This window comes from Desulfurococcaceae archaeon MEX13E-LK6-19, from assembly GCA_029637525.1.
Classification (GTDB): Archaea; Thermoproteota; Thermoprotei_A; order Sulfolobales; family Desulfurococcaceae; genus MEX13ELK6-19.
The window spans coordinates 1,210,343-1,226,078 of sequence record CP072660.1; the positions used below are offsets into that span (position 1 = coordinate 1,210,343).

14 protein-coding genes are annotated in these 15,736 nt (G+C 41.4%); 7 read left to right on the forward strand and 7 right to left on the reverse strand.

Translation table 11 applies throughout. The features are described 5' to 3' along the window. Positions 1–111 precede the first annotated feature (111 nt). The gene (locus J4526_06465; protein WFO74719.1) at positions 112–1,146 is read right to left on the reverse strand and encodes a hypothetical protein; all 1,035 of its coding nucleotides are present in this window, start codon (positions 1,144–1,146) and stop codon (positions 112–114) included. A gap of 106 nt (positions 1,147–1,252) precedes the next feature. Between J4526_06465 and J4526_06470 the strand changes: the two genes are divergently transcribed. Next, a complete protein-coding gene (locus J4526_06470; protein WFO74720.1) occupies positions 1,253–1,411 on the forward strand; it encodes a hypothetical protein in 159 nt (52 codons plus the stop codon). 75 nt (positions 1,412–1,486) lie between these two features. Here J4526_06470 and J4526_06475 read toward each other — a convergent pair whose 3' ends face one another. The 3 genes from J4526_06475 to J4526_06485 form a co-directional block, all read right to left on the reverse strand. Further along, on the reverse strand, positions 1,487–2,353 hold the full coding sequence (locus J4526_06475; protein WFO74721.1) for a hypothetical protein: 867 nt from the start codon (positions 2,351–2,353) through the stop codon (positions 1,487–1,489). A gap of 239 nt (positions 2,354–2,592) precedes the next feature. Next, positions 2,593–3,726, reverse strand: coding sequence for an MFS transporter (locus tag J4526_06480; GenBank protein WFO76361.1), 1,134 nt, complete (start codon positions 3,724–3,726; stop codon positions 2,593–2,595). Between the two features lie 295 nt (positions 3,727–4,021). Continuing rightward, a complete protein-coding gene (locus tag J4526_06485) occupies positions 4,022–5,026 on the reverse strand; it encodes a MarR family transcriptional regulator (protein ID WFO74722.1) in 1,005 nt (334 codons plus the stop codon). 108 nt (positions 5,027–5,134) lie between these two features. Here J4526_06485 and J4526_06490 point away from each other — a divergent pair, with 108 nt between their 5' ends. From J4526_06490 to J4526_06510, 5 genes are all read left to right on the forward strand, one after another. Continuing rightward, a complete protein-coding gene (locus tag J4526_06490; GenBank protein WFO74723.1) occupies positions 5,135–5,308 on the forward strand; it encodes a hypothetical protein in 174 nt (57 codons plus the stop codon). A gap of 7 nt (positions 5,309–5,315) precedes the next feature. Continuing rightward, positions 5,316–6,770 carry a sodium:solute symporter family protein gene (locus J4526_06495; GenBank protein ID WFO74724.1) on the forward strand — a complete coding sequence of 485 codons (1,455 nt, stop codon included), beginning with the start codon at positions 5,316–5,318 and terminating at the stop codon, positions 6,768–6,770. Positions 6,771–6,945: 175 nt separating this feature from the next. Further along, positions 6,946–10,290: a hypothetical protein gene (locus tag J4526_06500; GenBank protein ID WFO74725.1), complete on the forward strand. Its 3,345-nt coding sequence runs from the start codon at positions 6,946–6,948 to the stop codon at positions 10,288–10,290. 180 nt (positions 10,291–10,470) lie between these two features. Further along, positions 10,471–10,653 (forward strand): hypothetical protein, encoded by a 183-nt coding sequence (locus tag J4526_06505; protein WFO74726.1) that lies wholly within the window; start codon positions 10,471–10,473, stop codon positions 10,651–10,653. 83 nt (positions 10,654–10,736) lie between these two features. Further along, positions 10,737–11,576, forward strand: a complete 840-nt coding sequence (locus J4526_06510; protein ID WFO74727.1) for a methyltransferase domain-containing protein — start codon at positions 10,737–10,739, stop codon at positions 11,574–11,576. A 23-nt stretch (positions 11,577–11,599) separates the two neighbouring features. Here the strand turns inward: J4526_06510 and J4526_06515 are convergent, their stop codons facing one another. Continuing rightward, complete coding sequence (locus J4526_06515; GenBank protein ID WFO74728.1) at positions 11,600–12,340, reverse strand: 4Fe-4S binding protein; 741 nt, start codon at positions 12,338–12,340, stop codon at positions 11,600–11,602. 64 nt (positions 12,341–12,404) lie between these two features. On the opposite strand from J4526_06515, the gene J4526_06520 reads away from it, so the two are divergent. Continuing rightward, the gene (locus J4526_06520; GenBank protein WFO74729.1) at positions 12,405–14,006 is read left to right on the forward strand and encodes a dihydropteroate synthase-like protein; all 1,602 of its coding nucleotides are present in this window, start codon (positions 12,405–12,407) and stop codon (positions 14,004–14,006) included. Positions 14,007–14,030: 24 nt separating this feature from the next. Here the strand turns inward: J4526_06520 and J4526_06525 are convergent, their stop codons facing one another. Next, positions 14,031–15,215: a DUF1464 family protein gene (locus J4526_06525; protein WFO74730.1), complete on the reverse strand. Its 1,185-nt coding sequence runs from the start codon at positions 15,213–15,215 to the stop codon at positions 14,031–14,033. Between the two features lie 113 nt (positions 15,216–15,328). Beyond that, complete coding sequence (locus J4526_06530) at positions 15,329–15,706, reverse strand: hypothetical protein (protein ID WFO74731.1); 378 nt, start codon at positions 15,704–15,706, stop codon at positions 15,329–15,331. Positions 15,707–15,736 lie beyond the last annotated feature (30 nt).

Here is a 15,736-nt window from a genome sequence, read left to right on the forward strand (position 1 = left end):
GTGAATAAACCTTAAACTATATAGAAGGTTTCTTAAAACAGAACACAAGGCGTGACTTTTTGATTATTCTAGTAGTACTATTGTTGATGAAAAGTGCGAAGATTACCTGGATTACTGAGAACTCCAGTCTTCTAGGGTGATGTTCCAGTATTTCCTATACTTGTCGTACTCTTTCCCGTCAATAAAGGGTATGGTATAGCGTTTTGCGTCGTAGGAAAGAACTGTGTACCTAGCGATTATGCTGCCTCCCAAGGTCTTAACGACATCAGATAAACTCTTCTCTACATCAGTAAGGTATTTTCCAGGCATAGCAAATGTAAGGAGGACACTGCCATCTGCAAGCAGGCTCCCTCCTGCAAACATTGGATACTCTAGGAACAAGCCTAACAATAGCCTAGCATCATTTTCCTTTAGGTCGGATACAATGGCTATAAGACCTAGATCGTTTAGTTTATACCATGGCATTCTTCTAACACACACTCCCTTGAATACTTTATGTGAATAAAAGAAATCGATGGCTTTCTTGACGTCTTTAGGTCTAACACCGAGTTTATTTGCTAGCTCATAGTGTGGATGGAATGGTTTCAACTCAAGTTCCTTAAGGATCTTCAAGTATAGACTTTTGAGGACAAGCTGTTTTTCTCGAGAGTTCATGTTAGCCGGGATAGGTGTAGCTGAGTCAAGTCTTTTTAGCAAAAGTCTAGCCCAGACGTTGGGCATAAGATCGCCTTCAACTCTATATACTGTGAATTTAGGCTGAGGATAAACATCAATAGATGATACATAAACGTCTCTAAACGACACGTTTATCCTAGAGAGAAACAGAGTATGGTTCAGCCCAAAGGGCATAAAGAAAACCATATATGTTCCTCTAGGAAGCATTCTTGCCTCAAGCCTTAGGAAAGGTATCCAGTCGTGTGTTATTTCGCTGTCTGAGAAAACAAAGACTTTCCTGAGAAAGATACGGCTTATATCAATACTCATCCTTAGCCTAAACCCTGCTTCTTCAACCTTCATGAGTCTCCTTTGGAAAACCTTATAGTCTATCCCGAGAATACTGCTTGCACGATAACCACATGGATAGTCTATCTTGTATAATGCTTCAAGGAATCTTGCTACACTATATTCGACAAATAAGTTCTGCATCCTGTGCTACCCACGCTTATTTATTTTGTGGGACTTCGCTACCGTTCTTCTTGTACTAGAATAGATAATCTCGTGTTAAAAAAGGAAAAGAAACACGGCGAGTAGAATGCATAAGATCCTTAATAGAGTACTCCTTTACTTTTCTGATAAGAGATTAGTCAAGCTTATTATACTCAGCATGCTAGTGGTCCTGAAAATATTTGGTTCAGAAATATCGCCGACAGGAGATCCCATTCCTGAAGCTGAAGACGGTAGTCTAGTATAGCTATACTGTAATCTTATTTGCGGACCTACTAAGCTCATGCTACAAAACTTTTTTGAATATAGTTCTCGTGATTGATTACCTGTCTTCCATAAAGAGTTTTCCTAAAGTAATATAGTCTCCTTCACGTACGTTATTTATTGGTTTTCGTGATACTAGTTTGATGTATTCGCGGGAGAAGTGTATCGAGACTCCGTGGAATACTTGGCCGGTTTCTTTGTCCACCAAAACAGTATCTCTTGTAGGAGCTTCATAGAGAGATGCATTGTATAATCCGAGATCAATTTCTCCTTTGTTTTTACCGGGGTTTATCATGGCTATGTATCCGTAGTGAGGATATCCTCCTTCTAGGAAGTATTGTGTCTTATCGTTTCCTGTGGATAATGGTGTAGGACCATATCCTATTGTCTTGCTTGGCTTTATGAGCACGTAGTACGTGTTTCTATGGGTAACAATGCCTTCGATACTATTGGTTGTTGGTACTTCCTTCCTTAAAGAAAGGATCTTTAGTCTGTAGGCACCACGTACTCTCAACGGGTCATGTAGGGGCCTTATCTCGATATGCATGTGTTTCTCAGACCACACGTACATGTAGCCCGATACAATTAATCTTCCAAGAGGGTCACCATAATAGATCTTCTCGCCAACACGAACCCTAGGCTCTACATGAAGGATCTTGGCGACAGTAAATGGGGTCAACTGCACTAGGATGAGAGGCTCCTTGTCAAGAGCATCACTCCTCTTTCTAGGGGCGTTAAACCACTTAATGAAGATAACTCTGCCTTCGTCGAAGGGGAATAACGGCTCGTCTTTTGGGTATATGTCTATAGCTGTTGAAAACTTGTGTGCAGGGTAAGGGCTATTATAAAAACTGAAGAAAAGTGCTTCGTCGAGAAACATGCTGATAAAATCTTTGTAGCTGGTGTATATGATGTTGGTTTTCATGGTACATCAGCCGTGGTTATGGCTAATATTTTGGCATTGCTTTAGTTTATGAAGAAACTATTTATTATTAGTAGCTACAGAATAATTTTATTGTGCCGGTGATTTGCATCGGCTCTTGTTTTCTCTATTTCTATTAGCGATTTTATTTATATTTCATGGAGGAGAAGTAGCTGTTGGCGATGATGGTGTCAGAATGTTTAAGAAAAAGCAGCTCCCACTCTTCTTTAAAGGAAGGTATATTACTTTTGGTGTACAGCAAGATAGGTGCTAACAATTAATCCAATTAACGCTATTATTGTTGTGTACATGAATGCTGTTTGTACACCTATATTCTCGTATAATAGACCTACAATATAGTATCCTGTTAGTGCTGTGAAACCATGGGTTCCATGCATGTACCCGTAGGCTTTTGCCCGTAGCTCTCTCGGTACATAGTAGCTTGTCAGTACTCTCATTAGGGTGTCGTTGAAGCCGTGGTATAGGCCGTAGAGTATGAAGTATAGGAGTCCCCAATAGTAGCTGTTCGTATATACTACTATGAGTGCTCCTAGTGCCTGTATTATGAAGGCCATGGGGTATAGTTTTGGGTGACCTATCTTGTCGCCGAGGAGTCCAACGGGATATGCTGTAGCGGCATAGACTATGTTTGCTAGTGTTAGGAGTAGTATGGCGTTCTCCTGGCTCCACCCGATCTCTGTAGCCCTGATCAAGAGGAATGCATGAGTATAACCAGCCAAACCTGTTAAGCCTAGTGCTGTGAGGAACATCCAAAACGATCTCGGTATACCTTGTATACTAGTAGCTTCACGTGTTTGCTTGGGTAATGTCTTTGGCCCTGTTATCTTGGGTTCTCTGACGAACAACCATAGTATGAGTACTGCAAGGAACCCAGGTATAAAACAGAACAAGAACACTCCCTTGAAACCAACAAGGGGTAGAAGAAGGAAGGCTAGGAAGGGACCTAGCACAGCGCCAACAGTATCCATGCTACGGTGGAACCCAAAGGCACGACCCCTGGTCTTACTTGATGCACTCATGGATAAGAGTACGTCTCTAGGAGAAGTCCTCACACCCTTCCCAACACGATCAACAGCTTTAACGACGAGTACGTGTAGCCAGTGGCTCGTAAAAGCAAGCAATGGCTTTGTGATAGTAGATAAACCGTAGCCGATAAGAGCAAGAACCTTGTACTTTCTTATCCTATCAGCAATCCAGCCGCTAAGAAGCTTAAACAAACTAGCCATAAACTCCCCAACACCCTCAATAAGGCCAAGAACATCCTTACCAAAACCAAGAACGGCAGTAACGTAAAAGGGGAGCACAGCATAAGCAGACTCGGTAGAAACATCAGTCAGCAAACTAGTAAAACTCATACCAAGAACATTACGGTTAAGATAACCTTTATCATCAATCTCTTTATTAACGTTCTTCAATCACAACCACCACTTTTCAGCATATACTAAACGCTCAGGACACCACTGTAAATTGCTCAGCTTCAAGAACTGTTTATAAATAAGTTTACAAAAACAATTATCCAGATGATGAAGCCTGCATCGGCGTAAAGAAGCTAGGGGATGCGCGGAATCTTCCCTGCGGCTGATTGACACTATTTGACAGTATGGCTGTTGTATATGTACTTATTTTTATGGAGGTAAGAAGAGTTCTTCATTACGTGACTATGTATTTCCTTAAGTTGCCTGGTTCGGGTATTGTTATTCCTGCTTTCCTCAAGACACTTACCGTCTTCTTGTGCTCTATGTCTAGAGTGTATCTATAGTTTCTTGTTGATTCTTTGAGTATTTGTACCGGTATACCCGTTTTTATGGAGTACCATTCCATTGCCTGGTCTGGTCTGCGGATGTATTCCTCGAGGCTCTCGCTATAGGTTTTCTTGACTAGGTCTATGTCTAGTTTTGTTAGTGTGCTTATTGCTAGTGTACAGCAATGCGGTATATCGAGGTCTTTGAGGCTTATGATCTCTTTGTAGCCCATTTTCTTTAGTTTTGTCGCGAGAGGCTCCCATATGGCGGCGTATTTTGCCCTACCACTAGCGATCATGTACATGATTTCCTCGCCTGAGCCACCATACATCTTGTTTTCCAGCGGGATCCCTTCCTCAGATAAAACCAGCGTGATCAATAGATCCATCGTTGAGGCCTTCGACGACACAGCCTTGTCATCTCTAGCCCACGGGTTTTCTATGACACTCGCGCCGCCAACAGCCCCACCCCCTATTATCCTCAGCCTGTTTGTCATTGAGGCATAGAGGAATTGTGTGACAAGAGGGCTTAAAACAAGATCAATCTTTCCAGTCACGGCGTCAAGTGTTGCATCGAGAGCATTAGAGTATACGATAACATCGAGCCAGTATCCTCGTTCCCTCAGTTTCTTAGCGAAATACGTTATAAAGGGGTATTCGCTTGACCACACTATACCAAGCTTAACTATATTTTCATGCTTCCCCGTGTGCTGAATAGGGTATACTATCTTTGTGATACCATGTTCTCTTATCTTCTTCACTATGCCTTTTCTCAAGAGCTCGTTTACTACTTCAGAGACATAACTGCGTGATACACCAAGAGCCCTGGCTATGTCTGCTTGCCGTAACCCCTCCGGGTGTCCTCTAAGGAGCTCTAGTATCCTGTCTTTTACTTTCTGCTCCCTTGGCGTCAAGATGTTTTCCTCACACTCCTCTATAGAATAGTTTTTAAACTAGCTTATAACTATATAGCTTATAGGTAAAAAAGTTAGCTAACGAACATATGTTCGTTGGTGTCTTCTATGGAGAGGAAGCAATACATTCTCCTAAGCCTGTTAATCATAATGCTGGCATACATTGTACCCTATACAGTCCTTTACGGCGTCGACAATATGGGTCTCTACATGTTCTGGCTTGTACTTGCCTTGCTAGAGATAGTTCTGTCCATGAAATACCTATACAGCCTAAAGAGGTGACCATGAGATGCAGATACTTATCGCTATAGTACTGTCTCTATACTTCCTCGTTGGAACTATTATAGCGTGGTATTCGAGGAAAGTAGGGATCAAGACGGCTATAGACTACTATGTTGCTGGGTACAGGCTCGGCGGCTTCTTGGCTGCAATGACTTATGCTGCAACAACCTATAGTGCGTTCATGATGATAGGTCTTGTTGGCTTTGCTTATGCTACGGGCGTCGGTGCCTTCGGGTTCGAGATACTATACCTCATAGCCACGGTATTCCTGCTGACACTATTTTCTCATAGAGTATGGAGGCTTGCCAGGGAAAGAAAATGGGTCAGTCCTGCCGAGATGCTAGGAGACCTTTATGGCTCTAGGATCTTGGCAATGACTGTATCGATTATCTACCTCGTAGCCTTGATACCCTATGCTGTAGCTCAGCTAGTTGGTTTAGGGAATCTAATGGATGGCGTTGGACTAGGTTATGTTACAGGGGTAGTCTTCGGTGCGTTAATAGTCTTCTTGTGGACCTATCTAGCAGGTATATGGAGTGTTGCTTCAACAGATACATATCAAGGACTATGGATGATCGTTGCATCAATGGGCTTCCTTGGATGGCTACTATTATTCATGGTTTCGAATAACCTGACACTAGACAATGCCTTTGCAATGCTTGGTAGAGAAGGACTTCTTGGGCTCGAGGGAGGGTTCTGGAGTTTCAGTATATTCCTAGCATTTACTCTTCCATGGGTATTCTTCGCTGTAACGAATCCACAGGTTGTACAGCGTCTCTACATGCCTCGTGACGAGAAAGCTCTTAGAGCAATGATAATATACTTTAGTGTATTCGGCCTCCTATACACTGTTTTGGTGACAATGATAGGATTACTGGCAAGATCGCTATCCATAGCCGGTGTGATACCGGCAATTGATAATAGAGATCTCGTTACACCAACGCTATTACTATATACGAACCCATTGCTTGCAGCAATAGTATTCACAAGTATTGTAGCAGCAGCTGTCTCAACCCTCGATTCAATAATACTCACGCTTGCAAGTAGTGCATCAAGAGACATTTACAGATATAAGGAATACAAGAAAACTATGACCTACACAATTATAGTATTGCTTGTACTAGTAACAATGACTATAGCATTACTCAAGCCAGGATTCGTAGTAGAATTATCAGTGCTCTCAAGCCTAATGTTATTACCTCTAGCACCAGTCACTTTAATAGCATGGATTAATCCATGGCTCCCGAAAAGGCTAGGGCTAGACAGAGTAGCACTACCAGCGATCCTATCAGGATTCATTATAGGATTCATAGCCGCTATAGTGTATGGACCCAAGAAAGCATTCGTGACATCAATACTAGGGCTACCCATATCGGTATGGGTGCTTATTGTATCAACACTAATTCTCTTTACACCTATCATAAAATCAATATGGTATACACACGTAGCTGGAAAAGCATGAATTAGTAATGTGTAATTATAATATTTTTTCAACGTATTAGCTAAATATCTCCTAGTGTTTAAACACGTAGGTAAAATTATTAGTTTTGTTCGGCAGAACAAAATTAAGACTTATATATACTCCATTTATAAAGTACTACATAAGCTTGGTTGAGTGGGCTAACAGGTGTCCTGTCATGAAGTTGTATAGATATACATCATATGCACTTGTATTACTGCTCATAATACCATTGATCTTACCAGCTGTCTCAGTTACTGCAAGTACTGAAGGATACGACAATGTACTCAAGAAAATGGGTATTGAAGTACCAAAGGATAGGCTAGCAGGTGAAGTAAGAACATACACGTTGACTGTAGGTAAGATAGAGTTCCAGCCAGCTATCGATGGATACGTTAACGTTGTTGCCGAGACATCAAGCCCTAGTCATCTACAATACGTGGCTTCTCCCGGAAAACCTATGATACCCTACATTTCATATTACTTCGTAGTCGATGGGTATGTTGATAAGGCAGTTGTATCAGTTAAACCATTAAGTGTACGTGAGGTTAGAGTGAATAGCAAGATACTACCAGCACCACAGCCTCTTGCATTCTCACCTGATTTCCCCAACAAGATAGTTTATGAGCCTGATAAAGAGGTCTATGGTAAAGACAGTTTCTTCCCAGGAACACTAGCTACAGTAAAGGTATACCATGGTCTCCTAGGCAAGAGCATTATTGTTATACACGTATACCCCATACAGTACAATCCTGTTGAAGACAAACTAATCGTCATAGACAACCTTAAAGTGAGTATATACTATCCACAGCCCAAGCCAATGCAATTCCCACAAAAGAGCCTAGTGATCATAACAACACCTGATCTAGTAGACCTTGTCAACAATACTCTCGCCGAGTTCTATAAATCTAAAGGCTTTAACGTAACAATTGTCGACACGGACTATATATACGAGAACTATAGTCCAGTACGCAATATAACAGAATACTCAGGTTTCTACAATGTGACATATCATGATAATATTTACGAGTTATTGAAGAGAAGCTACAACCACACACTAGCAAGAAAGATCATAAGATTCCTAAACGAGACCTATGGTAATTTCACACACGTACTACTAATCGGTAACGCTGTTGACGTACCGCCAAGCTTCTACTTCCAGTATAGCAGTTACCTCTACTACTACCTAGACCCGTACAACGCATGGATACCAACAGACCTATTCTACGCTGACCTAGACCGTGACCTCATACCAGACTTGTTTGTAGGCAGAATACCATTTAGCAATATAACCTATGTTAACTACACTATACACAAGATCATGGCATGGTATAACACTTCCGCTGCTAGTAGCGACTTGCTATTCATGGCTGGAGGATATCCATTTGGTTACGCTGAAATGTTTGGTGAGACAGCATTATCAACAATGACATTATTCAACGATACACAAACATTCAATACAAACCTATTGACGAGAACAAGCTACAACTACAACTCAGAGTCAGTTAAAGCAATACTACAAGGAAACCTGAGTGCCTTATGGTTCTTCCTCATAGCACATGGCTCAGGAGACGCATTTGTAGATCAGCTAGCAACACCTTATGGCTTGTACTGGGAGATGCTAGCTAGTACAGGCGATCTATTAACCATGAGGCCTAACCCGTCAGTACCAATAGTCTCAAGTGTTGCCTGTATGAATGGTGCATGGGACACCAAGCTAGTACCACCTACCGGATGGTTCATGCCGCCAAGCATAGGCGAATCAATACTATTATCACCAGCAGGCGGAGTAGCATACCTAGGATCAGCTAGAATCGCCTGGGAGCTCCTTGGACCATTCATTTACTACTATGGTGTAGAATACAACTACTTCTACGGTACAACACTTATACACAGAGAGATCATATCAGCATATAACACCCATAGATTTATGGGCGACGAAGTAACACTAGGACAAGTCGTAGCAGAAGGTATCATAGGATATCTAGCTGGTACAGGATGGATTATGGACTTTGGTCCGGAGTATGCTGACATAATCATGTCAGTGGTAATGATGCTATCACTACTAGGAGACCCAGCTCTAGAACTACCAGTACCTACAGCTGTTGTCGAGAAGCCTTGGCTTGGACTCGCCTATGGATACAATGCTGTAGACTATGTTGACGCAGACCTAGTGTTCCCAGGAGACTACGGATACATACCATTCTTCAAGCCAGCAGAACCAGCAATCATCGCCCTCATGGGCGGAGGCACAACACCAGTAATTGTATATGAGAACAGGATCTATTCATGGTACTACTACCTAGACTACCACAGGCTTGTAGGATTTAATGTAACAGGAATACAGGATGGCTATGGAGTATATACAACAGTATTTGATGAAATGAAGAGCGGTAAGGTCCTCATAAAGTTCGTTGTGCCAGGATGGGGTGAACTAAGATATCAGACATTAGCAGCGGGTGTTGTAGTAAAGCCTGACAGAGTAGTTATTGGAGGACTAATAAACATTGAAGGTTATGGCCTTGATGCATTTGGTACTATAGACACTGTAGATATAGTTGTTGCTGGTAGAACTCTTGCCAGTGCTCCAGTGGATACTACGACAGGCTACTTCAACTGGTCATTAGCACTACCATACATGGCTCCAGGTGTCTACAAAGTATCAGTAGTAGCGCCAGGACTACCGCCCAGCATAGTTGATCTATTAAGTGGCTATGTTGCAGTATATAGTGATGAAGCACTAGATATAATTGTCTCAGCACCTGTGGTTGCTGAAGTAGGCGAAGTGGTACCAGTAGCAATTGCGACACTCTACAAAGGACAGCCTGTTGACGCGGTACTCCTCGTGAAAGTAACTGATCCTGAGGGTGTTGAGAAAAGCATTGTTGCCGTACCAGTCACCACAGGAGTATACACTGTAGAACTAAATGTTACGGAGACAGGTCTCTACAGACTAGAAGTTGTAGCTTCATACATAACGCCGACAACTGAATCCTACGGCTACAAGAGTGTTAGCATAACAGCTGTAGACAAGCTCTACACAATCGGGGCATCATTTGATCAAACTATGGAGCTCATAAGACTAGTTAATGCAACACTAAGCAGCGGTATAACGGATATAATCAACAGGATTACAGTGCTAGACAACAGGACAGTTATCATTGATACTAAACTAGGTGAGATCAAGGGCATGCTAGTAGAAATCAATGACAACGTACTCGCAGTCAATACAACAGCTGGACTAATACTAGTGAAACTAGACGAACTAGAGAATGAGCTAAAGAGCGATATCAGTAATGCTAAACAAGAAGTACTAAGTGAGATCGATGAGAAAGCACAAGAACTAAAAGACGTAATTACTTCATCTACACAAGAACTAAAGACAAAGATCAACGAGACATCACAAGACGTATTAACTGTTGGAAAGAAAGTAGATCAGTTGACAACAATAGTAGAAGCAATGACAGCAATAGCCTACATACTAATCATTGGAGCAGGTATAGCAGCTGCAAGGAGAGGCTAATCACTAGGAAAAAGTTTTTACTCAATCACAAGTCTTTTTTCCACGATAACATAATTTTCTCTTCTAGATTAGGTTCTAGATTAGGCTCCTCTCACTTCCTGTCATGGTTGTTGTGACAAATACGTCATTGTAGCCGGGTACTATGTGCCTGCTATAGCATAGATTGTCCTTGTGAGAAACATGAGCGTTACAGTCATGGCTAGGAAACTCATGATCATTATGGTAGTACTACTTGGTTTAACTACGGCTATAATGCCAGTTAATTCGTGTTTTGACCCAGTTATACTGTTTTCATCACTTGTTATCCCATACTGGATTGAAACACTACACTACATAAGAACATTCAAACAATTAATCGACTAGATGACAATACTTTTAGTGAAAATTATCGAAAAGACTGAATCCGATAAGACTTATATATAAGAATATGTTACTTTTAATGTTCGGTGAGCATTATTGGTTATTCGAATGGAATTGAGTGGGTAAAAGAATTCTTCATCAAGAAGGGGAGACTATTTCTCAAAGTACTGGATTCTAAATGGGAAACAGCCGAGATAGAAGCCGGGCAAGTAGCGAGACTTCTCGAGAACATTGGAGTAGACAAGGGGTCTACAATACTTGATCTAGGCTGTGGTAATGGGCGTATAGCAATCAACCTAGCAAAATTAGGATATAGAGTAGTAGGTGTCGACATATCGCCTGTATTCATAGAGGACGCTAGAAAGAAAGCTAAGGAACATGGTGTCGAAGATAAAGTAGAGTTCCTTACAGGAGATGCCAGAGAACTCGATAAAGTACTTGGAGACAAGTTATTTGATGCAACAATAATGTATTGGACAACCATACTAGGCTATTATCTTGACAAGAAGACCGACGTAATGATCCTTAGGAATATATGGAAGGTTACCAAGCCCGAGGGATACCTCCTCATACTAAACCATGCAGGACTAGAACTGGTATCTTTCAGAAACGGATTCTGTGGAGCAGCATCCTACATGAGCGAGCTAGATGAAGAAACAGTTATGGTTGAAAAACCAGAACTCGACCCGACCACAGCGACCATAAAGAATACATGGACATTCTACAAGAAAGAAGGAAAAGACCTGAAGTACATAGATGAAATAAGCTTTGAACTAAGAGTATATGCCTTCCATGAGATAATAGAGATGGCGAAAGAAGCTGGATGGAGTTTCCATTCAGCATACCGAGACATAATGACGCTACGTCCATACAGACCGGGGCTAAGCAGTATAAACATAGTACTACAAAAGAAGACTCAGCAATAACTAGTAGTCTATTGAAGGCTATATCAAGTTATTTCATTTAATATTTTTTCTATTTCACTAAACAACGAATTCGGGCTTGAAACTACTTTCACTCCGCTAATACTCTTTAGCTTCATTATGTTCTCTACATCAAGTTTCCGAGGTCTCACTTTTATCTCCTCCCAACACTTTATCGCATTGTATTTACAGTATCTCGTACACTCCATGCAGCCTATACACTTACTCAAATCTATTCTCACAGCACCATCAACTATCTCTAGGGCATTAACAGGACAATGACTTACTGGAGGACAGTTTTCTTCAATACGATACATACATGTACTTTGGTCTACATAGCATGGTGTATAACTTACAGCATATCCATCAGGGCCCGGAAGATCTGTCGGCAAAATTATTACTGGTACATCGCTCTTTGTTGCTTGAGCGAAAACAGCCGTAGGCAATGTATCTGCTATCCCATAGACTATTTTTGCTACCGTATTAGCTGTTGCTGGTGCAAGCACTAATAGTTTATAACGTTTCATATTAAATCTACCAATATAATAGAAGCCCTTGTCGCCGACAAGAAGTTCTTCATAATATCCTCCAGGCGATATCTCCTTGAGTAAATGAAGTACGCCATAGATCCTGGCGACTTCATAACCCCATTTGCTTGCGAAAATTGTTATTTTTAATGAATACTTTTTCTTTAGTCTAAGAAAACCCTCAGCAAGCTCTCTAATATATGATCCACCGCCAGTAACAGCCCATGCTATATTGGTCATGCAGTAATCCTCCAGTAAAATGTCTCTTGGACATGCTTTTATTATTATAGTTGCTAAAATAAGTTTGTTTAACAGGAGGTGGAGTATCCTGAGGATCTTGCTTATCACTGGGAAGCAAGCTGAAGAAATCGTCCGCAGGATTGTTGCGAGTACTGGTACTAAACACGATGTTGACGTACTCGCCTTACCAGTATCAGTGATAGCTCTCGTCTCAACAGATTTTATTGCCAAACAACTGGCCAAACAGGGTATTAAGAAAGAGGACTACGACTTAATCATAATCCCCGGGCTTTGTAGGGGTTCGGCAAAAGTAATCGAGGAAATTACTGGAATAAAAGCCGTCAAGGGTACACTGTATGCAGCTGACCTACCATTAATTCTCTCTATGGAGGATCCCGGTAAGCTTTCCCCAGATAAGCCCGCTGATGACATTATAAAAGATCTAGTTGTTGAGAGAAACAAGAATATTCTTAGAGAACTTGAAGAGAAACTGGCTAAGAATCCTGGAAGCCGCATTAAAGTAGGATCCATTATGGTGCCTAGAAGCCCGCCTCCAATAAGAGTCATGGCAGAGGTTAGTGATTGCCATTTATTGAGTAAAGAAGAAATTCTCAAGAAGATACAGAAACTCGTCAGTAGTGGAGCTGATATTGTCAGTATCGGTTTTGAAGCAGGTAATCCGAGGTCCGACAGAGTTTATGAAGTAGTGAGATTCTTGAAGAAAGAAATCAGTACACCAATCGCAATAGACTCCATTATACCATCAGAGATCAAGAGCGCTCTTAAAGCTGGAGTAGATATGGTGCTCAGCATAGAAGCTGGCAATGTAGATAAAGTAGCTGATTACCTTGGCGAGACACCTTATGTCGCTATACCCTATGATTCGTCTCGAAACTATATACCAGGAGAACCCATGGAGAGAATAAAGCTTTTAGAATACGTCATAAAGAAAGCACATGAGCACGGTGCTGTTAACACTATAGGAGACTTGATTCTAGACCCACCTATCGTCGGGAAAACACTGGGATCGCTTGTAGCGTACATGGAGTTTAAGAAGAGACATCCCAGTATACCATTGATGATGGGTATTGGTAATGTCAGTGAACTCATGGACGCCGATACTGTTGGCGTAAATGCTCTCCTTGTAATGCTTGGGCTGGAAGCAGGGGTTAGCATTATGCTTGTTGTAGAAAAGAGTGTTAAGGCACAAGGATCAACATTAGAGACTAAAATAGCTTCGCAAATGGCTTCACTAGCATATATGAGGAAATCCCCTCCAAAAGACCTTGGTATAGACCTGCTCATACTTAAGGACAAGAGGAGAATAGATATGGCTATAGATACGGCTAATGCAAAGGTTGTTGATGTAGTTGAGGAGAAGAAAGAGTACAAACTAGATCCAATGGGGTTCTTCAAGATAAGAGTGAACCATGAGGCGGAGACTATAGAAGCACTCTATACTGGTAGGAAAGGAAAAATACTAATCAGAGGAAAAACAGCTAGAGCAATCAGAGACTATATTCTCGAGCAAGAACTAGTATCAACATTGAGTCACGCGTTCTACCTTGGTATAGAGCTTGGAAAAGCCGAAGAAGCACTTACAATACACAAGAACTACTACCAGGAAAAACCATTGTTCACAAAAAAGAAACCATTAGATATTTGATCCATCTCTAAATATAGGCTTTACTCAGACTCTAAAGTTTACACCAAGCTTCTTCAGAGCATCCTCTTTTATGGACTTCTTGTAAGCTTCGTATATTCTTTTCTGAGCACTTTTTAGTTGTGGGTGATAAACGTAATCGAGGACTGTTCCTTTAGCTTCAAGAATCTTCATGTGTTTGATAAGGCTATTGAATACTCCGCCTGCTATACCCTCACCTATTATCGCGTATCCCTGGGCAGCTTCTTTTGATATTTTTGCCCCGGGCAAGCCCTGGATTTTCGATACGGGAGCTATTTCGCTAAGCCTATTGGTGAGATCCCTGTAGATCTCCTTGTATCGTGTAAGCCTGCCTGATACAAGTATTTCACGTGGTTTCTTCACTACATGATTAACTGCCTTGACGTTCTTTACGAGAGACTCCATCATGGACTCATATGCATCACTACAAATACTTTCTTTATCCTTTTTCTTAAGGAATTCCTCAATACTGTAAGTACCACATATATCTGCCACGCCTCCATGGAAGACATCTGTCCTACTCCATGTTCTCCCGGCTACAGCAAGCTCAGCATCAATAGGGCCTATGGTGAGGAATCCTGTTGGAGTCAATGTACCCCCTAGACCATCCACTATCCTACCGTTCTCAACACCTATGACGGCATTGTATCCAAAACCCATTTCAACAAGTATGAAACTAACATCATCATAACTGATCCCAAGTCTCTTGGCTTGATCATAGACTCCTAGGACTGCTATCGCCATTTTGTCAGCAGTACCCATATCAAGCTTATTGATCTTCCTATGCCTAGGTATTGTAGGTAAAAGTATCACTGACGGTATATAGCATACTTTCCCTCTTGACCTCCATAAAGCCTCAACCACGTCAGCGAGAGCCTTGTAGACCATCATACCTGGGTCTCCACGTCTAACACCCTCTTCGACATCACTACTAGGTGTAAGCAACAGGATCTCTAGAGCAAAAACCCTCGGGTCAACAATATCCTCGTTACAAACAATAGGTGTACCATAACCAGAAGGTCCAGCCACTAAATCATATTCTCCAGCTTCATTAATAGCCTCAACAAGAACCATAGGATTACGTGCGATCTCACTTGTCTCGATACTTTTCTCCCAAACAACAAGTTCTCCATCGACTAATACGAGATCAAAACTCTTAGTACCAGGATCGATGCCAAGTGCTCTAGCCAAGATTAATCACCTACTATTCAACAAGTGGTCAAGAAAAAATAAAAATGAAACGAGTATTGTTGTGTCTTCTAAATTACTCTGTTCAAATTATCTGAATCATATGAAAACAGGGGTCAGCACGTCAAATGTATTATTGCAATAATCTTCTTGTTTTCATCTAGCATCTCATTAACTATATCGAGAATTTTTGGTGTTCTGTCCACATATAATTCTACACCAAGATTACTAATGTATTCCATGGCATCATTCATTATCGGGAGATCACCATATTGACCAGTACCAATAATTATTGCTTCAGGTTTTCCACAGCTATCAACAAGATACTCTATTTCTTCACGTGAAAGAGGCGTATGCCCGAATAGACCCCTGTATTTTCTCGATAATTCCTTGGGTCTCAGCTCTACATTGTTCATACATATGACAATATCTTCATCATACTTCTTGCCATCAATAACAATGAAACCGAATCCTGTTCTCTCCAAGTGAACCAAACCGGGAACCCCGTTATATCATTTTTAAAG